The sequence below is a fragment of the Citrobacter sp. C1 genome, assembly GCF_014596895.2.
Classification (GTDB): domain Bacteria; phylum Pseudomonadota; class Gammaproteobacteria; order Enterobacterales; family Enterobacteriaceae; genus Citrobacter; species Citrobacter gillenii.
This window is the reverse complement of record NZ_CP115035.1, coordinates 3013890-3034834: the sequence shown is the minus strand read 5'-3', so window position 1 is coordinate 3034834 and position 20945 is coordinate 3013890. Positions and strand designations below refer to the sequence as shown.

General features: G+C 53.8%; 26 protein-coding genes. 7 read left to right on the top strand and 19 right to left on the bottom strand.

Annotated features, from left to right (window positions below; translation table 11 throughout):
* Nucleotides 1-43: 43 nt before the first annotated feature.
* On the bottom strand, nucleotides 44-1219 hold the full coding sequence (ompC, locus tag IB214_RS14790) for a porin OmpC (RefSeq protein WP_117341893.1): 1176 nt from the start codon (nucleotides 1217-1219) through the stop codon (nucleotides 44-46).
* Nucleotides 1220-1618: 399 nt separating this feature from the next.
* Between ompC and IB214_RS14785 the strand changes: the two genes are divergently transcribed.
* From IB214_RS14785 to IB214_RS14775, 3 genes are all read left to right on the top strand, one after another.
* Entirely contained in the window at nucleotides 1619-2314 is a 696-nt protein-coding gene (locus IB214_RS14785) for a phosphohydrolase (protein WP_115258839.1), read from the top strand.
* Nucleotides 2315-2387: 73 nt separating this feature from the next.
* A complete protein-coding gene (locus tag IB214_RS14780; RefSeq protein ID WP_115258838.1) occupies nucleotides 2388-3818 on the top strand; it encodes a DNA cytosine methyltransferase in 1431 nt (476 codons plus the stop codon).
* Nucleotides 3799-4266 carry a very short patch repair endonuclease gene (locus tag IB214_RS14775; RefSeq protein ID WP_115258837.1) on the top strand — a complete coding sequence of 156 codons (468 nt, stop codon included), beginning with the start codon at nucleotides 3799-3801 and terminating at the stop codon, nucleotides 4264-4266. Before IB214_RS14780 ends, IB214_RS14775 begins: the two co-directional genes overlap by 20 nt.
* On the opposite strand, the gene yedA is transcribed toward IB214_RS14775, so the two are convergent.
* Nucleotides 4258-5178 carry a drug/metabolite exporter YedA gene (yedA, locus tag IB214_RS14770; RefSeq protein ID WP_096757525.1) on the bottom strand — a complete coding sequence of 307 codons (921 nt, stop codon included), beginning with the start codon at nucleotides 5176-5178 and terminating at the stop codon, nucleotides 4258-4260. The genes IB214_RS14775 and yedA overlap by 9 nt on opposite strands.
* 174 nt (nucleotides 5179-5352) lie before the next feature.
* Here yedA and IB214_RS14765 point away from each other — a divergent pair, with 174 nt between their 5' ends.
* Complete coding sequence (locus IB214_RS14765) at nucleotides 5353-6267, top strand: DUF808 domain-containing protein (RefSeq protein ID WP_174361098.1); 915 nt, start codon at nucleotides 5353-5355, stop codon at nucleotides 6265-6267.
* 77 nt (nucleotides 6268-6344) lie between these two features.
* Nucleotides 6345-6524, top strand: coding sequence for a DUF2158 domain-containing protein (locus IB214_RS14760; RefSeq protein ID WP_170973029.1), 180 nt, complete (start codon nucleotides 6345-6347; stop codon nucleotides 6522-6524).
* 206 nt (nucleotides 6525-6730) lie between these two features.
* Here IB214_RS14760 and yodD read toward each other — a convergent pair whose 3' ends face one another.
* Nucleotides 6731-6958: a YodD family peroxide/acid resistance protein gene (yodD, locus tag IB214_RS14755; RefSeq protein WP_096757522.1), complete on the bottom strand. Its 228-nt coding sequence runs from the start codon at nucleotides 6956-6958 to the stop codon at nucleotides 6731-6733.
* 163 nt (nucleotides 6959-7121) lie between these two features.
* On the opposite strand from yodD, the gene dsrB reads away from it, so the two are divergent.
* Complete coding sequence (dsrB, locus tag IB214_RS14750; RefSeq protein ID WP_170974186.1) at nucleotides 7122-7310, top strand: protein DsrB; 189 nt, start codon at nucleotides 7122-7124, stop codon at nucleotides 7308-7310.
* Between the two features lie 55 nt (nucleotides 7311-7365).
* Here dsrB and rcsA read toward each other — a convergent pair whose 3' ends face one another.
* The 14 genes from rcsA to fliF form a co-directional block, all read right to left on the bottom strand.
* A complete protein-coding gene (gene rcsA / locus IB214_RS14745; RefSeq protein ID WP_115258835.1) occupies nucleotides 7366-7989 on the bottom strand; it encodes a transcriptional regulator RcsA in 624 nt (207 codons plus the stop codon).
* 281 nt (nucleotides 7990-8270) lie between these two features.
* Complete coding sequence (gene fliR, locus IB214_RS14740; protein ID WP_115258834.1) at nucleotides 8271-9065, bottom strand: flagellar biosynthetic protein FliR; 795 nt, start codon at nucleotides 9063-9065, stop codon at nucleotides 8271-8273.
* 8 nt (nucleotides 9066-9073) lie between these two features.
* Complete coding sequence (gene fliQ / locus IB214_RS14735) at nucleotides 9074-9343, bottom strand: flagellar biosynthesis protein FliQ (RefSeq protein WP_115258833.1); 270 nt, start codon at nucleotides 9341-9343, stop codon at nucleotides 9074-9076.
* A gap of 9 nt (nucleotides 9344-9352) precedes the next feature.
* Nucleotides 9353-10090: a flagellar type III secretion system pore protein FliP gene (fliP, locus tag IB214_RS14730; RefSeq protein ID WP_115258832.1), complete on the bottom strand. Its 738-nt coding sequence runs from the start codon at nucleotides 10088-10090 to the stop codon at nucleotides 9353-9355.
* Nucleotides 10090-10467, bottom strand: a complete 378-nt coding sequence (fliO, locus tag IB214_RS14725; protein ID WP_117341896.1) for a flagellar biosynthetic protein FliO — start codon at nucleotides 10465-10467, stop codon at nucleotides 10090-10092. Before fliO ends, fliP begins: the two co-directional genes overlap by 1 nt.
* Nucleotides 10467-10880, bottom strand: a complete 414-nt coding sequence (fliN, locus tag IB214_RS14720) for a flagellar motor switch protein FliN (RefSeq protein WP_096757515.1) — start codon at nucleotides 10878-10880, stop codon at nucleotides 10467-10469. The genes fliO and fliN overlap by 1 nt, the downstream gene beginning before the upstream one ends.
* Nucleotides 10877-11881, bottom strand: coding sequence for a flagellar motor switch protein FliM (fliM, locus tag IB214_RS14715; protein WP_115258830.1), 1005 nt, complete (start codon nucleotides 11879-11881; stop codon nucleotides 10877-10879). Before fliM ends, fliN begins: the two co-directional genes overlap by 4 nt.
* A 4-nt stretch (nucleotides 11882-11885) precedes the next feature.
* Nucleotides 11886-12353: a flagellar basal body-associated protein FliL gene (fliL, locus tag IB214_RS14710; protein ID WP_117341897.1), complete on the bottom strand. Its 468-nt coding sequence runs from the start codon at nucleotides 12351-12353 to the stop codon at nucleotides 11886-11888.
* Between the two features lie 104 nt (nucleotides 12354-12457).
* Complete coding sequence (gene fliK, locus IB214_RS14705) at nucleotides 12458-13672, bottom strand: flagellar hook length control protein FliK (protein ID WP_117341898.1); 1215 nt, start codon at nucleotides 13670-13672, stop codon at nucleotides 12458-12460.
* Nucleotides 13669-14112: a flagellar export protein FliJ gene (fliJ, locus tag IB214_RS14700; RefSeq protein WP_115258827.1), complete on the bottom strand. Its 444-nt coding sequence runs from the start codon at nucleotides 14110-14112 to the stop codon at nucleotides 13669-13671. Before fliJ ends, fliK begins: the two co-directional genes overlap by 4 nt.
* Nucleotides 14113-14133: 21 nt before the next feature.
* Nucleotides 14134-15504, bottom strand: a complete 1371-nt coding sequence (fliI, locus tag IB214_RS14695) for a flagellar protein export ATPase FliI (RefSeq protein WP_115258826.1) — start codon at nucleotides 15502-15504, stop codon at nucleotides 14134-14136.
* Nucleotides 15504-16211, bottom strand: coding sequence for a flagellar assembly protein FliH (gene fliH, locus IB214_RS14690; RefSeq protein WP_117341899.1), 708 nt, complete (start codon nucleotides 16209-16211; stop codon nucleotides 15504-15506). Before fliH ends, fliI begins: the two co-directional genes overlap by 1 nt.
* The gene (gene fliG / locus IB214_RS14685; protein ID WP_048211311.1) at nucleotides 16204-17199 is read right to left on the bottom strand and encodes a flagellar motor switch protein FliG; all 996 of its coding nucleotides are present in this window, start codon (nucleotides 17197-17199) and stop codon (nucleotides 16204-16206) included. The genes fliH and fliG overlap by 8 nt, the downstream gene beginning before the upstream one ends.
* A complete protein-coding gene (fliF, locus tag IB214_RS14680; protein WP_117341900.1) occupies nucleotides 17192-18862 on the bottom strand; it encodes a flagellar basal-body MS-ring/collar protein FliF in 1671 nt (556 codons plus the stop codon). The genes fliG and fliF overlap by 8 nt, the downstream gene beginning before the upstream one ends.
* Before the next feature lie 216 nt (nucleotides 18863-19078).
* Between fliF and fliE the strand changes: the two genes are divergently transcribed.
* Nucleotides 19079-19393 carry a flagellar hook-basal body complex protein FliE gene (gene fliE / locus IB214_RS14675; RefSeq protein WP_117341901.1) on the top strand — a complete coding sequence of 105 codons (315 nt, stop codon included), beginning with the start codon at nucleotides 19079-19081 and terminating at the stop codon, nucleotides 19391-19393.
* A 54-nt stretch (nucleotides 19394-19447) separates the two neighbouring features.
* Here fliE and yedF read toward each other — a convergent pair whose 3' ends face one another.
* Both yedF and yedE read right to left on the bottom strand, forming a co-directional pair.
* Entirely contained in the window at nucleotides 19448-19681 is a 234-nt protein-coding gene (gene yedF, locus IB214_RS14670) for a sulfurtransferase-like selenium metabolism protein YedF (protein ID WP_000790504.1), read from the bottom strand.
* A complete protein-coding gene (yedE, locus tag IB214_RS14665; protein ID WP_115258823.1) occupies nucleotides 19678-20883 on the bottom strand; it encodes a selenium metabolism membrane protein YedE/FdhT in 1206 nt (401 codons plus the stop codon). The genes yedF and yedE overlap by 4 nt, the downstream gene beginning before the upstream one ends.
* Nucleotides 20884-20945 lie beyond the last annotated feature (62 nt).

Here is a 20945-nt window from a genome sequence, read left to right as displayed (position 1 = left end):
AGCCCGCTTCATATGAAGCGGGCTTGCTGCGTATTGAGCAGAATTAGAACTGGTAGACTAAACCAAGGGCAACGATGTCATCAGTTGCGATGCCATTACTTGCATAGAAGTTGTCGTCTTCGTCCAGCAGGTTGATTTTGTAATCAACATAGGTGGACATGTTTTTGTTGAAGTAGTAAGTCACGCCAACATCCACATATTTGACCAGATCTTTGTCGGTGTAACGAGGGGTGCCATTGCTATTGTGATCCCAGCCGCCTAAGTCAACACCTTTAGATTGCAGGAAGGAAACCGCAGGACGCAAACCAAAGTCGAACTGGTACTGAGCGGTTACTTCAAAGTTCTGGGTTTTGTTGGCAATACCGCCTTCTAATCCATCTCCTTTACCATATGCAGTCATATTGCGAGTTTCAGCATACATGGCCGCCAGGTAAATGTTATTAGCGTCATATTTTGCACCGATGGTCCACGCATCAGCGGTTTCACCGCCAGCATAGCTATTGGCATGACTACTGTCGCCACGGCCACGTGCAACCTGGTTGTCAGTACGATCGGAACTGGAATATGCAGCACCCAGGCTTAAACCGAAGTCGAAATCGTAAGAGGTGGACATACCGAAACCGTCGCCATTTTCACGCGCCAATTTACGGTTCTCACCATTGCCGGTACCTTCGCCGGAGCCCGCGCTTTCGTTGTTACCTTGATACTGCAGAGCAAAGTTCAGACCTTCTACCTGACCAAAGAAACCTTTGTTACGGTAGGTTGCCACGCCGTTGGTGCGGCCGGTCATATATACGTCGGTCTGAGTGTAGGTATCGCCACCAAATTCTGGCAGCATATCGGTCCAGGCTTCTACGTCGTAGACCACGCCGTAATTACGGCCGTAGTCGAAGGTACCGTTTTCACCAAAGCCTAAGCCGGCAAAGCCCAGACGAGTCCAGGAGTTTGCGCCTTCGCCTTCAGCATTGTTGGCCATAACCTGATATTCCCACTGACCGTAGCCGGTGAGCATATCGTTAATCTGGGTTTCGCCTTTAAAGCCCAGACGCGCATAGGTCTGATCGCCGTCGCTGCCAGCATCATCAGAAAAATAACGCAGGCCATCGACTTTGCCGTACAGATCCAGTTTGTTGCCATCTTTATTATAGATTTCTGCCGCATTTGCTGCGCCTGCAGCTAATAATGCCGGGAGAAGAAGTGCCAGAGCTTTTCTTTTCATTATGTATTCCCTTATGATAATAATTGATGTGAATATGTAGTTCTATCCAAAAGACTACGTTTTGATACTATTCTATGAAGTTCATTTATTTTAAAATATAACGTGTAACAAATCTATTTAAAAGATTTCAAAATATTTCTGTTTGGATTTTTGTTATTTATTTAATATGCTTACGTGTTTCACATTTACCATGTAAATGATTTATTTATCATTAGGTTATGAGTTTGATGTTGATTATATTGAATTTTGATTTTATATAAATTTAGTATGTTTATGTTGATTGTATTTATAATTTGTAGATTCTGACCCTGGCCCATAATGATTAATCATTTGATGTTATAAAATAGGTGGGTTAATTTATGCGGTGTATATATGGCCGTAGCGCTCGCGAGGAATAGCATGGATTTACAGTACTGGCAGTCGCAATTTGAAGCATGGTTACGTGAAAATCACCTCGGGCAGGATGCAGCCCATGACATCTTTCATTTTCGTCGTGTGTGGATGACGTCACAACAGTTGGGTGCTGATGCAACCATCGACTGGCTGGTGGTGCTGACAGCCTGCTATTTTCATGACCTTATCAGCTTGCCGAAAAACCATCCTGACCGACATCGCTCGTCGGTACTGGCGGCGCAGGAAACCTGCCGCGTATTGACGCAGTTTTTCCCCACATTTCCAGAAGACCGGCTGCCGGCGGTAAGTCATGCCATTGAAGCACACAGTTTTAGCGCAAAAATTTCGCCAACCACGATCGAGGCCAAAATTGTTCAGGATGCTGACAGACTTGAGGCGTTGGGGGCCATTGGCTTAGCTCGCGTATTTGCGGTTTCTGGCGCGCTGGGGGTGGCCCTGTTTGATGCGGAAGACCCTTTTGCACAACGGCGCGAGCTCAACGACAAGCAGTATGCACTCGATCATTTCCAGACCAAATTATTGCAACTGCCGATGACGATGCAAACGGCACAGGGACGGTATTTAGCGCAGCATAACGCTGATTTTTTGCTGACCTATATGGCGAAATTAAGCGCCGAGTTAAAAGGGGAGTATGAGGAGCTGGATCTCACCGCGATTCAGCCCTTTAAGGCGCATCGGTAGCCTGCACAGCTGAAACGTAAACACCTCTGTTTTATGTTAACCTGTCGCTAATCCATTTCGGCCGGTTAAATGTATGCAGGAAAATTTTTCAGTAACAGGCACCATAAACCTGATGACAGAGGATACCGGGATCGCCGTGCAGGTGATGTTGGCTAAGCTGCTTGAGATTTACGACGTGAAAACGCTGGTGGCTCACCTTAATGGCGTCGGTGAGCATCACTGGAGCCCGGCCATCTTTAAACGTGTGGTGGCGAACGAGACATGGCACCGCCTGAGCGATCGTGAATATTCCCACCTGAAGACCTTGCTACCGACACCGCCGGTGCATCATCCGCAGTATGCTTTTCGTTTTATCGATCTTTTCGCCGGAATTGGCGGTATTCGCCGCGGCTTCGAAGCGATCGGTGGACAGTGCGTGTTTACCAGCGAGTGGAACAAGCATGCGGTGCGTACTTACAAAGCGAATTACTATTGCGATCCTGACCAGCACTATTTTAATGAAGATATTCGCGATATTACGTTAAGCCATCGTGCCGGGGTGAGCGATGAGGAGGCGGCTGAACATATCCGCCAGCATGTCCCTCAGCATGATGTGCTGCTGGCCGGCTTTCCCTGTCAGCCGTTTTCGCTGGCAGGCGTCTCCAAGAAAAATGCCTTAGGTCGTGCGCACGGTTTTGCCTGTGATACGCAAGGTACGCTATTTTTCGACGTGGTCAGAATCATTGATGCCCGCCGTCCGGCAATCTTTGTGCTGGAAAACGTCAAAAATCTGAAGAGCCATGACCAGGGGAAAACGTTTCGCATCATTATGCAAACGCTGGATGAGTTAGGGTATGACGTGGCGGATGCGGCGGAAAACGGGCCGGACGATCCTAAAATTATCGATGGAAAACACTTTTTACCGCAGCATCGCGAACGTATTGTCCTCGTGGGCTTTCGACGCGATCTGAATCTGAAAAATGACTTTACGCTACGGGATATTGTCACCCGCTACCCGCAGCGGCGTATTACGCTGGCCGAGCTGCTTGAACCGACCGTTGACGTGAAATACATCCTGACGCCGGTGTTGTGGAAATATTTATATCGCTACGCGAAAAAGCATCAGGCGCGGGGGAACGGCTTTGGCTACGGCATGGTATATCCTGGCAATCCGCACAGCGTAACGCGCACGTTATCTGCGCGCTATTACAAGGACGGGGCAGAAATATTAATCGACCGTGGCTGGGATATGGCGCTGGGTGAACAGGATTTTGACGATCCGCACAACCAGTTGCACCGACCACGTAGACTTACACCTCGAGAGTGCGCGCGCCTGATGGGATTTGAGTCGCCTCAGGGTTATCAGTTCCGTATTCCGGTGTCTGATACCCAGGCCTATCGCCAGTTCGGCAATTCGGTGGTGGTCCCGGCATTTGCGGCGGTAGCCCGACTGCTGGAGCCAAAAATCAAACAGGCCGTCGCGCTGCGTGAGAAAGAGAGTCTGCATGGCAGACGTTCACGATAAGGCCACGCGCAGTAAAAATATGCGGGCAATCGCGACCCGCGATACGGCGATTGAGAAACGTCTGGTCAGCGTATTGACGGAGCAGGGGGTAACGTTTCGCGTGCAGGATGCGGCGTTACCTGGCCGCCCTGATTTTGTGGTGGATGACTATCAGTGTGTTATTTTTACCCATGGTTGTTTCTGGCATCACCACGAGTGTTATTTATTTAAGACCCCCGCGACGCGCACGCAATTCTGGCTGGCTAAAATAGGCAAAAACGTCGAACGCGATGCGCGGGATCGCGAGAGACTGCAGGCACTTGGCTGGCGGGTACTCATTATCTGGGAGTGCGCCATACGAGGGCGAAAAAAACTCAGCGATGAGGCGCTGTCCGAGCGCGTGGTCGAGTGGATCTGCAGCGGTGGCGCTACCGCGCAGATCGACACCCAGGGTATTCATTTACTGTAACGACTTTTCCGACGGTGCGGCGACCGCGTCTGCTTTGACCGGGAACAGGTATTTACCCAGCGTCACCAGCACCACGGCAAAAACAATCACTCCGAGTGCCAGCCACTCGATGAACGCCAGGCTTTCACCTCCCAGACCGGTACCTAATAAGACGGCAACAACCGGGTTGACGTAGGCATAGCTGGTTGCCAGCGCCGGACTCACGTTACGGATCAGGTACATATATGCGTTGATGGCGATAATGGACCCGAACAGCGCCAGGTAAGCGACCGCCATAAACCCAGAAAAAGATGGCATTGTAGTCAGCTTTTCCCCGGAGATAAGCGAGGCCCCCATCAGCACGATACCGGCGGCGAGCATTTCAATTGCACCGGCCATCATACCCACGGGTAAGGTAATGCGGGAACCGTACACGGAACCGAATGCCCAGCTCATTGAGCCAATCAGGATCAACACTGCACCCCAGGGGTTGCCACTCAAATTCCCGCCGCTGTTAAGCATAATGATCCCGGCCAGTCCGATAGCGATGCCCATCCACTCCAGCTTGCGGGTTTTAATGCCAAAGAAATAGCTGAAGCACAGCGTAAACAGTGGGACGGTGGCGACCACCACGGCAGCGATGCCGGAAGGGACGTTCTGGTGTTCGGCGACGGTGACCAACCCATTTCCCACTGCCAGCAGCAGAATACCGATCAGTGCGGCATTGAGCAGCGGGCGTAATGGCGGCAGTTTGTGGCCGCGCAGAAGTAAAAATGCGGTTAACAAAATCCCCGCAGACAGAAAACGCACGCCGGCCATCATGAGCGGCGGCCAGCTCTCAACGCCAATGCGGATAACGAAGTAGGTGGAACCCCAAATGATGTACAGCGCGAACAGCGCACTGAAAAGCGGTAACAATTGCCTGAAACGCATAATCCCTCACGGTGGAAATAAAAAGGCGCAACATAGTAAACGTCAAAACTATCGTGCTGGCGAGATTTATAATTGCCCGTTGTTGTTAAAAATTTGTTGACCATAAAGGTGAGTTTCAGCATCACGTTTTTTACTTCATACTAATGACGGAAAAAAATAATATTGAGGGTGAAAATTTTGGCAGGAAGTAGCTTACTGACCTTACTCGATGACATCGCCACGCTGCTTGACGATGTCTCCATGATGGGAAAATTGGCCGCAAAAAAAACCGCGGGCGTTCTGGGAGATGACCTGTCGCTTAACGCGCAGCAGGTATCGGGCGTACGGGCAAACCGTGAACTTCCGGTCGTCTGGAGCGTGGCAAAAGGATCTTTCGTCAACAAAGTTATTCTTGTGCCGTTGGCGTTACTGATCAGTGCCTTTATTCCCTGGGCGATTACCCCGTTATTAATGATTGGTGGGGCGTTCCTCTGTTTTGAAGGCGTGGAAAAAGTCCTGCATACGCTGCAGGCGCGCAAACATCAGGAAACGCCGGAAGAACGCCAGCAGCGTCTGGCAGAGCTGGCGGCGCAGGACCCACTGACCTTTGAGAAAGATAAAATCAAAGGGGCCGTACGTACCGATTTTATTTTATCTGCGGAGATTGTGGCGATTACGCTGGGAATTGTGGCCGATGCGCCGTTGCTCAATCAGGTTCTGGTGCTGTCAGGGATCGCTTTAGCGGTGACCGTTGGCGTATACGGCCTGGTTGGCATTATCGTCAAGTTGGACGACATCGGCTTCTGGCTGGCTGAAAAGCGCAGCGCGGTCGCTCAGGCGCTGGGTAAAGGCTTGCTGGTGGTGGCGCCCTGGCTGATGAAAACGCTGTCGGTGGTAGGAACTCTGGCGATGTTTTTGGTAGGGGGCGGCATTGTCGTCCATGGGATCGCGCCGTTGCATCATGCGATCGAGCAGTTCGCCCAGCAACAGAATTCATTCATTTCAATGATGATTCCGACCCTGTTAAACCTCGTATTGGGCTTTATCATTGGTGGCATTGTGGTACTGCTGGTGAAAATGGTGGCAAAACTGCGCGGTGTTTCACACTAATTTTTGTTTACCTGATTATGCAAAAAGGCTGCTTGTCGTCTAAGGTGAAAAGGTTTCTCTTGATACAGGAGGCAGGTATGGTCTTTTCTGTCAGTGAGGAAGTCACCGTGAAACAGGGTGGCCCACGCATGATTGTCACCGGATACGCTAGCGGTATGGTCGAGTGTCGCTGGTACGATGGCTTTGGCGTCAAACGGGAAGCATTCCGTGAAGATGAACTGACGTCCGGTAAAGGGCAACAACGGCAGGATGCCTGAACATTACGTTCAGGCGTAAGTGAGTGATCTCTCAACCATTAGTTATATTTATCATTTTGGTGAGAATTATTTACTTGTCAGGCAAAAAAATTGTAGATAAGGTTGGCCTCACATCAGATTTCCTGGTGTAACGAATTTTCAAGTGCTTCTTGCATAAGCAAGCTTGATCCCGACCCACTAAGGGCCGGGATTTTTTTCGCCTGAAGTCAGCGATTGATTTCCGTCACGCTAAAATCGTGGATATCCAACTCAAACGCTTCGGCTAACTCATGCCATGTATGGTAATCACGACCGTCAACACTGACGCGATCCGGGTCATCGCGGCTGCGATGAATCTCGCTCTCGCAGATTTCGTTGATTGCCTCCAGCAGCGCGTCTACATCAACGCTGACCTCACGTTTGGCCGTCTCGCTGTACTCTTTCGCGGTTTTCATTCACCTACCTCTCAACCGTTACGGATACCGGGTGTATGCAGCAAAATCGCTGACGCACACTTTCTAAGTATAGACCGTCGAGAAAACCCGCAATCGCGCGCGCCAGGCGCTGCCAGAAAATAGAATTTGTTCTACACTGGCACAAAGCCACAGGAGGAAAATGATGAAGGTGAATGATCGGGTTACAGTCAAAACGGACGGCGGTCCTCGTCGGCCTGGCCGGGTACTGGCAATCGAGGAGTTTAGTGAAGGCACCATGTACCTGGTTTCGCTGGAAGACTACCCGCTCGGTATCTGGTTCTTTAACGAGTCAGGTCATCAGGATGGTATTTTTGTGGAGAAGGTAGACTAATCATACCGCTTGTGTCTTGATGCTGACTGGTGACATTCCCACCAGTCAGCACATACTAGCGCATATTCACAAAGATACCGTTGGTGACGTTATCGGTGAGTCGAACGACGTGATAGATCACCTGTTTATTATGCGTTTTGATCTTTCGTTTTATATTCCCCTTATGGGATGAGACGGTTTTTGCTTTGATATTCATTTGATCGGAAATCTGAATGGTTCCCTGACCCTCCATCCACATGCGTAACATGCTGGATTCGGTGCGGCTTAATGACAGTGTCGGCAGATTGACATCGACAACAATATCCGCATCCTTTTTAAGAATATCGCCAAGCAATTCGTCCAGTGAATCCGGTTTAATCGACTTTGAACTGATTAATAAATTTTTTCTGACCAGGAGATATTCATCAAAATGGACGTTGGCAATAGCCATAAATACGATAAATAATGTACTGGGATGCTGATTAATGATCTGCTTTATTTGCTGACTGTTAGCCGGATCGTGGATGAAACAGTCTTCATTAATAAACACCACAGCAGGTTGATGTGCGTCACAGGCGATACTGAGTTCGTCAACGGTTGAAATACCGTTGATTTCCTTTTTTTTCACCCCCCGGCTTACCAGATACCCGGTCAACCCTAACCGGGTGTAACTGCATAAATCCATAATAATCGTTGACATGGCATACCCTCACTCAATGCGTAACGATAATTCCCCTTACCTGATTATTTCTGCACAACTAAACGGAATAATAACAACCCAAGATGACGCTTTTACTGCTTGTTTTCAGGCGGATTTACTATCCCGTAAAGTTGCGTATAATTTGCCAGGAAACTTCTTAAAGTAAAGTAAATGTTGCGTTCTGTGAGTAAGGCAAAAACAAATAAGCCGCGGCAGCGTTATCCTGGTAGATGTGGTCTATTTTTTAATTTCGGACAATCCTTAGTAAAACAGGATAAATACTATGGGTTATTATTTGTGGGCATTTCACTGATGATATCGGCAAGTAAATTAAAAATTTCGCTGAATAATCGTTCGCAGAATGGGGCAATTAATGGCATTAATGCGGCCATTAAAGAAATACCTACCGTCAGGGTCAGCGGAAAGCCAATGACAAAAACGGAGAGCTGGGGAGCCATACGATTTAACAATCCGAGCGCGAGGTTGAGCGTGAGCAGCAGCGTCATCACCGGCAGCGCCAGCATCAGCCCGTTGAGAAATATTAAGCTGCCCGCGCGCGCGAGGGCGAGGAAGGCATTACTGTTTACCGGGTGACCGCCGATCGGCAGGGTATGAAACGTGTCTACCAGCAGTGAGATCAACCATAGGTGACCGTTAAAGGTCAAAAACAGCAGCATGGCAAGTAAATCCATCAGTCGTGCCAGCACGGGCATGTTCAGTCGACTGCCGGGGTCAAAGAATGTGGCGAAAGAAAGCCCCATTTGCAGGCCAATTAACTCACCGGCCGTACGCACAGCAGCAAATGCAAATTGCATGGTGAAGCCTAACGCAATACCGATCAGGATTTGCTGCATCGCCAACCATAAAGCCGCGATGGAGAAAATTGGCACGTCATTGGCAGGTAGGGACGGGGCGATAACCACCGTTATCATCAGGCCCAACCCCAGCTTTACCCGCTTAGGTATCGCACGCTCACTGAGGATGGGTGCCGTAGAAATGAGTGCCAGTACACGCAGCAGTGGCCAGAAATACAGGTTCAACCAGTAAAGCCATTGATCGCTCGTCACCTGCAGCATGGCGGCGTCTACCCGATGATATAGGGGATATTGCTGAACAGCGTACGCACATAGTCCAGCAACAGGTTAAGCATCCATGGCCCGGCCACAATAATAGCGACAAAGACCGCGACAATTTTCGGAATGAACGACAGCGTCATTTCGTTAATTTGGGTTGCCGCCTGCAGGATGCTAATAATCAGCCCCGTCACCAGTGCAACCAGTAACAACGGTGCGGCGAGGGCAAGAGCGACTTTCATCGCCTCGGTGCCCATCATCATGACCGATTCAGGTGTCATTTCGCGCCTCTAACTGTAAAAACTTTGCGCCAGCGAACCGACAAGCAGTTGCCAGCCGTCAACCAGCACAAACAGCATAAGCTTAAACGGCAGCGCGATGGTGGCGGGCGGTACCATCATCATCCCGAGTGCCATCAATACGCTGGCGATCACCAGGTCGATTATCAGGAAAGGAATGAAAATCGTAAAACCTATCTGGAAGGCGGTTTTCAGTTCGCTGGTGACATAGGCTGGCAGCAGAATTCGCATCGGCACTGCTTCCGGTCCCTGTAACGGTCCGCTGTTTGCCAGACGCGCAAACAGTGCCAGATCGGCTTCGCGGGTCTGGCGCAACATAAACTCACGCAGCGGTTGTGCGCCTTTCTCTATCGCTTCCTGCATGGAGATCTTCTCTTCGCTGAACGGCTGATATGCGTCAACGTAGATTTTGTCGATCACCGGGGACATGATGAAAAAAGTCAAAAATAGCGCCAGTCCAAGTAACACCTGGTTTGGCGGGGCGGACGGGGTTCCCAGCGCGTTACGTAACAGACCGAAAACGATGATGATGCGGGTGAAGCTGGTCATCATCAGCAAAATGGCGGGCAGGAACGTCAGCGAGGTGATAAACACCAGCGTTTGTACCGGTAACGTCCAGCTTTGTCCGCCGCCGGGCAGTGGCTGGCTAACCAGACCGGGAAGCTGGGCCGCGGCCACTGGGCTAAACAGCCACAAGCCGAGCAGCGTGAGGGATAACAAACGGCGCATCAGGATCTCCCAGGACGCTTAAGCAAACTCTTCATCATGGACTGGAAATCCGCCGGGGGGGCCGGGTTCTCGTCGGGCACCACGGACGTAGGGGGCAGGGTATGCAGCACGTTAATCTGCGATGCGGTCACACCCAGCACCAGACGTGCGTCCTCAACCTCAACAATTACCACCCGTTCGCTCGGTCCCAATGAGGTGCTGGCCGTGACTTTCAGTCCGTGTGTACCGGCCCCTTTGGATGCAAAACCCAGGCGTTTAATGACCCAGGCCGCGGCGAGGATCAACAGGATTATGCCCAGCAGCGCGCCGCTGACCTGCACCAGCGGTGAGCCGGGAACGGCGGCGGGCTGAGAGACGGTAGCCTGGGTGTTCATCATTAACGGCTCAGGCGGCGCATACGTTCAGACGGCGTAATAATGTCAGTGATACGCACGCCGTATTTATCTGCGACGACAACCACTTCGCCCTGAGCAATCAGGTAACCGTTGATCAGAATATCCAGCGGCTCGCCCGCCAGACCGTCCAGTGCGACGACGGAGCCTTGCGTCAGGCGCAACAGCTCTTTGATGGTCATGCGAGTGCGGCCCAGTTCGACGGTCAGCTTGACCGGAATGTCCATGATCAGGTCAATGTCCTGCAGTGTACCGCTGACGTCCCCGCCGCCTAACTGCTGGAATACCGCATCTACCGAACTTTTAGCCGTGGTCGTTGTTTGCTCATTTAACGCGTCAGCCCACAGATCGTCCAATGCACCAGTGTTCTCATCGGACGGATTATTCATGTCACTCATTTGGGCTGTTCCTCATTCAGCGAATTCAAAATCGGGTTGATCAAATGTTCTACGCGTAACGCATACTGACCGTTTACGGTGCCATATTGGCTGGTCAGCACAGGCACGCCGTCCACATGAGCAATAATGCGGTCGGGTTTTTCAATCGGCAGCACATCGCCGGGTTTGAGCTTTAAAATCTGCGACAGACGCAGCGGAATGTCGGCAAAGTTCGCCACCAGCTCCAGCTCTGAATGCTGAACCTGACGCACCAGGTTATTACGCCAGTTCTGATCCTCATTGCGCGAGTTTTCCAGCGGCGGGTTAACCAGCAGCTCGCGCAACGGTTCAATCATGCTGAAGGGCAGACAGATGTTAAATTCACCGGTCAGGTTGCCAATTTCAACGTGGAACGGCGTGTTCACCACAATGTCGTTTGGTGAGGTGGTGATATTGGTAAATTTCACCTGCATTTCCGAGCGCACGTACTCCACTTCCAGCGGATTGATCGCTTTCCAGGCGTCGCTGTAGCTTTCCAGCGCCAGCTTCAGCATGCGGTTGATCACGCGCTGCTCGGTATGCGTAAATTCGCGACCTTCCACCTTCGTCGGAAAGCGTCCATCACCGCCAAACAGGTTATCGACGGCGATAAACACCAGACTCGGCGAGAACACCACCAGACCCGTACCGCGGAGCGGTTTCAGGTGGATCAAGTTCAGGTTGGTTGGTACCGGTAAGTTACGCGCAAACTCGTGATACGGCTGGATGCGGATCGCGCCCACGGTAATATCCGGGCTACGGCGCAACAGGTTAAATAATCCCATCCGGAACTGGCGCGCGAAGCGTTCGTTGATGATCTCCAGCGCCTGCAAACGCTCGCGAACAACGCGGCGTTGGGTGTTGGGATCGTACGGACGAATATTGCTTTCGTTTGCAATACCGGAAATAGGTTCGTCTTTGGTGTCGCTATCGCCGTTAAGCAATGCGTCAATTTCAGCCTGAGAAAGAATACTGTCGCCCATGTCTTTACCGCAGAATAAAAGCTGTATAAAGAACGTCGGTGACAACCTGTTTCGGCTGCCCGACAACGAGCGGAGTCGCGAGCGTCTCTTTGATGGCGGCGATCAACCGCTGTTTACCTTGCTCGGTGGCGAGCGTGGCGGCATTCTGACGCGAAAACAGCAGCAGCAGGCGGCTGCGAACTTCCGGCAGATATTCGCTCAGGCGCGCGCGCGTCGCTTCGTCTTTCATACGCAGCGTGACCCCGATATACAGCACGCGATCCGCATCACCCAGATTGACGGTAAATGTATCCAGCGCAAAAAACACCGGGGCTGGCGGTGGGGCCGGTTCCGCGCTAACGCTGGCGGACGGCTGCTGCTGCATACGCCAGTAGCTATATCCCGCAGTTGCGCAGGCGGCGAGGGTAATTAACACCAGCAGAGGGATCCAAATAGCGCGTTTACTCTTTTTGTTAATCGCGGAGTCAGTCATCAGATACGGGCTTCCTGTTTCGGTACAGCTTATGGGCTGATTATCCCGTGTCCTGTCCCCGACAAAGCGTGGAAAAGACGCGGATAATCATGCTACCTCTGGCGTTAGGCGAAGATGTCTACTGCGCCGTCACCGCGCGCGGCGGCTTGCAGCGAGGCCGGGGCGGCCAGAGCGGCGTCATCTTCGCTGGCAAAAATGTCTTGTCCCTGAGTGCGCCCCGCCTGTTGCTGCTGAGCAGAAGACTGCTGCTGGCCAGCGAAGCTTTCGCTGCTGATGCTGCTTTGCCCCAGTTGGATCCCACTTTCAGCCAGCTGAGTCCGCAGCATCGGCAACGCTGCTTCCAGCGCGGCACGCACGTGGCTATGTGGTGACACCATTTGCAATTGCGCCTGGTTGTCATCCAGCTTGAGGGAGATTTGCACCTGGCCCAGGTCCTGTGGATGTAAGCGCAGTTCCGCGCTTTGTTGGCCCTGACGGGTGAACAGCGTGACGTGCTGACTTAGCGATTGCTGCCATTCGTGGCTACCCAGCGGGGCGCTCAGCACCGGTGCGGCTGCAGGGAGCGGCTGCGCGTGCGTTTGCGCCCCAGCCGGTGGCGTAATTGCCGCGCCAACGCTTACCGGGGACGGAGTGCTTTCCATCTCCGCGTGGGCGGTTGCCGCCGCCGTCAGTGGGGTTAAAGTAGGATTACGTGTCTGGTCAACGCCAGCGGCGTGCATCGCGCCATCCGCTTTACCTTTTTTCACCTCACCCGAAGTTAGTTCGACGCGGTTATCCGCCGTCCCGCCGGACGAATTGCCGCGCAACAGTGTGGCCAGGGTGGAGTCTGCCGGGGCGGATGCGGTTTCACCGACGGGCGTGGTGATGGGCTGGCCCGGCAGCATCGCAAATAGCGCGCTCAGGTTCGCCAGATCCTCATCGCTGAGCGTGGTGGTCTTATCATCGTGTGGCGCGGCTTTGCCTGTCGCCGTCAGGGTATTCACCTTCAGCGACGGCGTGAGTGTCGACAGCAATTGCTGGGCATCGGTCAGGTCGGCAAGTGTCGCGTCCGTGATCCCGCCTTTTTGTGCCAGCAGATCCGTAATTTTCGCCGCCTGGCCGTTATCGCCCTGTGCTTGCAGCAACCCTTTTTGCAGTTTGCCACCCGCAGCCTGAAGATCGGCCAGCGACAGCGGGGCATCTTTTCCCTGTGCGTCGCCCGCGCCTAATGCGCCAGCCAGTAGGGCTAAAAAATTCTCGGGTGAATCAACCGCCTTTCCTGATTGAAGCCCTGCTGTGACGTCGGTGTCGGTAGTAATCAGTTGGGGTAACGTAATCATTCGGGTTTCCTCATAGCTGCGCGCTGAGCAAATTCATCCATTTTTTTCTGATCCAGGCGGTTTTCAGCCAGTAAAGCCGCCGTGGTCTGTCGGTCCTGTAGAGTTTTCCAGGCCTGCAGTCGTTGTTTTTTATCGCGCCAGCTGCTCAGCGCCAGGTCAACTTTCTGCGTCCACTGATTCAGCTGTTGGCGATGCTGGTCTATTGCTTTTTCCAGCGTCTGAATAAATTGCTGGTAGTTGATCCAGCGGTTACTGGTGATCCCCTGACCCATATCGCTATTAAGATTGGTGCGATACTCGTGCTGGTAGTCGATCAGCATCTTTAACTGTTCTTCTGCCTGCTGACAGCCGCGCCGCATTTCGCCTAATAAGATAGCGGCGTCATCGACCTCTTTTTCAGCCAGATCTTTTAGTGTTGCCAGTGCACCATGTTGTGCCATGACCTATGCTCTCCTGCTCAATCACACCCCAGGGAAAATCAGATCCAGCGCCTGCAGGGAATCTTCCCAGTCGGCCCGTTCAAAGATCCCTTGCTGTAAAAATGCCTCCAGCTGCGGCCATAAGGTGATGGCTTTATCCAGCATCGGGTCGCTGCCTTTTGCATATGCGCCCACGCTGACTAAATCACGGTTACGCTGGAAACTGGACAGCAGCTGTTTAAAATTACGCACCCGCGCATAGTGTTTTTCGCTGATTAGCGAGGTCATTGCACGGCTGATTGAGGCTTCGATATCAATGGCCGGATAATGACCCGCTTCCGCCAGGTGACGGGACAGCACGATGTGTCCGTCGAGGATCGCACGCGCGGAATCGGCAATCGGATCCTGCTGGTCATCGCCCTCAGTTAGCACGGTATAAAATGCGGTAACCGAACCGCCGCCGTGAATACCGTTCCCGGCACGTTCCACTAGCGCCGGTAATTTGGCGAACACCGATGGCGGATAGCCTTTGGTGGCGGGCGGTTCACCGATAGCCAGCGCGATTTCACGCTGTGCCATTGCGTAGCGGGTGAGGGAGTCCATAATCAGCAGGACGTGCTGCCCGCGATCGCGAAAATCTTCGGCAATACGCGTGGCATAGGCGGCGCCCTGCATACGTAATAATGGGGAGACGTCCGCAGGGGCGGCAATCACCACCGAGCGTGCGCGACCGTCGGCACCGAGAATATTTTCGATAAAATCTTTTACTTCACGACCACGTTCGCCAATCAGCCCAACGACAATGACATCGGCTTGGGTATAGCGCGCCATCATGCCGAGCAGGACGCTTTTACCCACACCGGAACCGGCGAACAGGCCCATACGCTGGCCGCGACCGACGGTTAGCAACGCATTGATGGGCCGCACACCGGTATCCAGCACGTGCTCAATGGCGGTACGTTGTAGCGGGTTAAACGGTGGTGTAATTAACGCCCCGGTTTCAGTGGTGTCGGGCGCAGGCAGACCGTCGAGGGGTTTTCCGCTGCCGTCGAGCACGCGCCCAAGCAGGGCGGGACCCAGCGGCAACTGCTTGCCACTTTGCAGGCCTTCACCGGCAATGTTTTTCGCGTAAACACGTGCGCCAGGCAGAACGCCTTCGACTTCTTCGAGCGGCATCAAAAACAGACGCTGGCCGTTAAAACCGACCACTTCGCTTTCGACTTCCTGAGTGTCGTTGCCGTTTTGACGCTCAATCACGCAGGTGGCGCCCAGCGGCAGCTGTAAGCCCGTGGCTTCCAGCACCAGGCCGGTGGCGCGGGTCAAACGCCCGTAGCGTCGTACCGACGGCAGCAGCGACATTTTCTCTTCGAAGTTATCCAGCGAGGTGAGCCAGCGGGTCAGACGGGTGGTCATTACACGACTCCCGGTGCGGCCAGACGGCAGAGTTCCTGCCAGCGCGTAGCGACGCTGGCATCCAAATCGCCTTCGTCGGCCGAGACTTTACACCCGCCATGATGCAGGGTTGGGTCGCCGCGCAGTCGCCAGCCGTGCAGGCTGAGGGTGGCGCCGAGCATCTCTTCCACGCGTTGGAGATCGTCCGGATGCACACGCAGTTGGGGTTTGCCGCTAAACAGCGGTTCCTGCTGCAGCAGCTGTTGGATTTGTTTAATCAGCGCGGCGTTATCGACGATCGGCGTCTGACCAATCACCTGACGTGCGGCTTCCAGTGCCATTTGCATCAGGCGCGAGGCAATCACGCTGTCCAGCGCATCCAGCGTATTTTGAAACTCGCTCACCAGTTGCTGCATGCGGGCGTGAATCGGCGCATGCTGCGCCCGGGCCTGCGTCTGACCTTGCTCCAGCCCCTGCGCTAACCCATCCTGATAACCCTGCTCATGGCCTTTTTGCCGACCTTCAGTCAGGCCGGCGTTATAGCCTTGTTCATGCGCCTGCAACTGCAGTTGTGCCAGCTGTTGTTCAAGCTGTTGTTCAGCGGACAGCTGTGGTTCTTCTGTGTCGTCCGTCGGCAAGGGGCTGCTGTCATCGGCCAGCACGAACGCCGCCATCGGTGGCGCGAGGTCGTCCGGGGTCCAGACTTTCCACGGCAGGTCGTTAGACATAGGTATCCTCGCCGCTGCCGATCACCATCTCGCCGGTTTCCGCCAGGCGACGCACAATCAGCAGAATCGCTTTCTGTTCGTTTTCTACCTGCGACAGACGTACCGGACCACGGTTGGCGAGGTCGTCGCGCAGAATATCGGCGGCACGTTGCGACATATTGCGCAGGAACTTCTCGCGCAGCGGCTGTTCGGCACCTTTCAGGGCGATCAGCAGCGACTCGGAATCCACTTCCTGCAGCAGGCGCTGGATACTGCGGTCGTCGACGTCCACCAGGTTTTCGAACAGGAACATCTCGTCGATAATTTTCTGTGCCAGTTCGCCGTCGAATTCGCGCACGGCGGTAATGACCGCTTCTTCCTGCTGCGTTTTCATCAGGTTGATAATCTCTGCTGCCGTTCTCACGCCGCCCATTTTGCTGCGCTTCAGGTTCTGGCCGTCGAGCAGGCCGTTCAGCACTTCGGTCAGCTCCGCCAGCGCGGCCGGCTGCACGCCGCCGAAGGTGGCAATACGTAACATCACATCGTGGCGTAAACGCTCGTCGAACAGCGCCAGAATATCGGCCGCCTGGCCCCGTTTGAGGTGTACCAGAATGGTGGCGATGATCTGCGGGTGCTCGTCGCGAATAAGGTCGGCGGCGCTTTGCGGCTCCATAAAGTTGAGCGTTTCGATGCCGCTGGTGGTATCGCGGGTTTCCAGAATATCTTCCAGCAGGCTGGAGGCGCGCTCTTCACCCAGCGCTTTCACCAGTACCGAACGCAGATATTCGTTGGCGTTAATGTTCAGCGCCGCAAACTGCTCGGCTTCTTGTTCAAACTCGGCCAGCACCTCGGTCAGTTGCTTGTTGGAGATCTGGCGCACGTTGGCCATCGCCGTACTGAGGGCCTGCACTTCACGCGTGGAAAGATGTTTAAACACCTCCGCCGCGCGATCTTCGCCAATGGTCATCAGTAAAATGACGCTTTTATCGGTGCCGCTAAGATTACTCATGTTCGTTATTCATCCACTGGCGGATGACCAGCGCCACAACGCGCGGATCGTTATCTGACATTTCACGAATACGCTGGCTCATGACTTCTGCGCCCAAGCGCTGGTTCGTACGACGCTGCTGGGTCTGCTCGTCTTTGCTGAGACGAACTTCTACCGCTTCTTCGGTTTCCTGACGAACGCGCGTTTGTTCCTGCGCGACTTTCGCCTCTTCGCTACGGCGGACCAGTTGCGGACGAACGGCTTTACGCCACAGTATCCAGGCCACCAGCAGTACCAGTAACCAGCGTCCGGCAATCATCAACTGCTCAATAAAGGACTGCTGTTGCCAGAATGGCAGCTCGCCGCCCGCGTCGTCGGTTGCCGTGAAGGGTGAGTTCACCACGTTCAGGGTATCGCCGCGCTTGTCGGAGAAGCCCATGGCTTCGCGGGTCAGATCCTCAATTTGCTTCATCTGATCGGCGGTCAGCGGCAGCGGTTTACCGTCCGGCAAGGTTTTATAATTGATCACCACCGCCACGGAGAGACGCTGCACGTCGCCGACGTTCATTTTGGTATGACGAATGGTGCGGTCGACTTCATAGTTGCTGGTTTCATTGCGCTGAGTACTACGTGGGCCGGTATTCGCGTTATTGGCTGTCTGCGTGGTTTGCGCATTTTGCTGATTAGCCGGTGGTGTATTGATAGGCGCAGTATTCGCCGGTGCAGGCTGATTCGACAGGGCGCCAGGTACGCCGCCCGGTGCGCCGCTTCCTATCTGCTCGCTGACGTTGAGCTGGCGCGAACGCAGTACAGCCTGCGATTCATCACCATTCGGGCTGTACTGTTCTTCGGTTTGCTCTTTATTGGCAAAATCCAGCTGTGCGGTGACCTGCGCATGGACGTTACCGTTACCGACGATCGGTGACAGGATCGATTCGATACGACGCTGAACGCGGCCTTCGACGTCGCTGGCGTATTTCAGCTGCGCATCGTTCAGGTCACGACTGCTGGTGTTCGACTGGGTTAACAGATGACCGGCCTGATCGACCAGCGTGACGTTACCCGGCGGTAAACCGGCCACGGCGCTGGAGACCAGATGGGTAACCGCGCTAATTTGACCTTCATCCAGCGCCCGACCCGGTTCCAGATTTACGGTAACGGAGGCGGAAGGGGATTTTTGCTCACGGACAAATAATGAAGGTTTCGGCATGGCCAGATGGACGCGGGCGCGTTTAACCGGTCCGAGCGTTTCAATGGTGCGGGCCAGTTCGCCTTCCAGTGCACGCTGGTAATTCACCTGTTCGCTAAACTGGCTGATACCAAACTTTTCCTGGTCCAGCAGTTCAAAGCCCACCGCGCCGCCTTTCGGCAGACCTTGCTGGGCCAGACGCAAACGCAGCTCATGTACTTTATCCGCGGGAACTTCGATGGCGCCGCTTCCCTCGGTGAAACGATAGGGCACGTTCATCTGCGTCAGTTGGGTGACGATGGCGCCCCCGTCCTGATCGGAGAGGTTGCTGAACAGCGTGCGGTAATCTGGCGCTTTGGCCCACAGGACCATCGCCACGACGATCGCGACGGCAGCCGCGCCCGCCACAATCAGAGGGATTCTGGGATTCGCACGCAGGCGATTTAACCACTCGAGAGGTTTCAGTGGGGTTGCAGTCGATGCTGTCGCACTCATCTCGCACCTCGTGGATTATCGTGGACGGCGTTTTTTGCAAAGTGGAACAAGACTCACTCCCGGGTCAGCAAACTCGAAAAATTGACCGTCACATTATTTGCGGTTTTAAATTTTTCTATGCGCCAAAAACCGGGGGTTTTTATCGTTATTTAGCGCCTTTATCTTATTGACGAGCTGGTAATCTCTGCTACGTAAAAAATCATCCAGGGGATCAGAATGTCGGCAATACAGGGGATTGAAGGGGTCATCAGCCAGCTACAGGCCACGGCGACGTCAGCAAAGATGCAGGATATGCAGCCACAACCGACCGTGAGCTTTGCCGGTCAGCTGCATGCGGCGTTGGACCGCATCAGTGATGTGCAAACCGCATCTCGCGTGCAGGCAGAAAAATTTACCCTGGGTGAGGCGGGCATTGCGCTGAATGATGTGATGACCGATATGCAAAAAGCCTCGGTCTCTATGCAGATGGGGATTCAGGTGCGTAACAAGCTGGTGTCGGCGTATCAGGAAGTCATGTCGATGCAGGTGTAGGGACAACGTGCAGAAAATGTAGGCCGGATAAGCGCAACGCTATCCGGCAAACACTTACTTCTGAATCAAATAACGAATGGTTGGCCCATCCTGCTGAATATCCAGCACCGTATAGCCGTGATTACGCGCATCCAGCGGAATATTATTGATCGACTGCGGGCAGTCACTCACCACTTCCAGAATTTCACCTTTCTTCAGCTGCGGCATCGCTTCCAGCGTGGCGACAGCCGGGTAGGGACACGGTTCACCCACCATGTCCAGACGGTAATCAGGGACGATATTTTTCATGCGGATTCCTTAGCAGGCGTTAGCCCTGCACGGCGGAAGAAACGTTTTTCCCAGCCAATGATGAGCATCAGTGCGGCAAACAACAGCAGATAGGTCACCAGCAGGCCGCCGAGCGGACCGAAGGTGTTGAGCAGGTTCACTTTATCCCAGCTGGTGGCAAGCGCCGGGGCGAAGTCATCCCAGTAGTAGGCCAGGATGGTCGAGCCGATTACGTTGCCCAGACCGACCCACCAGTAATGCACCTGACCTTCGACCGCGCGGTACATCCAGCCGGTTTCACACCCGCCCGCCAGCACGATGCCGAAGCCAAACAGCAAGCCGCCGATCACCGCGTTGGGACCGGCCCACATGATCTTCGCCTCCACGCCCAGTTGCACATAGCTGAAGATGCCGATGGCGCTGACCGCCATGCCGAAGATAATGGCTTTTGCCATATGGGTGCGCCCGGAAATCCACAGATCGCGAAATGCCGAGGTAAAACAGATTTGCGCCCGTTCAATCAACAGACCGAATCCCACGCCGAACAGCATGGCTAACCCGAGCTTGGGTTTATCCATGGCGGTGAGCAGCGCCCAGCCGATCATGCCGATAAACACCAGCATGCCGAGGCGAAAACGCCGACGCGCCTGCTCTGGTTTTTGCGTCAGCGGCGAGGCGGCAGAGACTTTCTGCATTTTGACCGGAATACGGAACATCGGCAGCAGGGTGAAGCGTGCGCCAAACCATGAGCCAATTGCGGTGGCCAGCGCAAAGAACCACGCATGCAGGGAGAACTGTGGGATCCCGGTAAAGAACGCCGCGAGGTTACAGCCCATTGCCAGACGTGCGCCGAAACCGGCGATCATCCCGCCGATAATGGCCTGCATAATACGCACCCGACTGCGCGGCATACGTAATTTCACATTGTTGGCCCACAGTGCTGCCGCAAAGCAGCCGCCGAACATGCCGAGGATCATCATGCCGTCGATGCGGGTCAGCGGGGAGCCTTCGAGGTGGATCAGTTTGTAGTAACCCCACTCTTCGGCGTGAACGCCAAATAACTGCAGGACTTGACCGCCCCAGCGAGTAAATTCGCCGGTTACCGCCCAGAAGGTTCCCGTAATGCCGAAATAGTAAGTGGAGAGAATACCCGCCGCGATGACCGCGGGGGCAGGGGCCCAAAATTTAATTAACCAGGCCTGTTTGAAGTGTTGCCATGACATGCGTTTTGCCTCTGAACTCAGAAGGTATGTAACAAGAAGTGTGGATATTACACCGATCCACA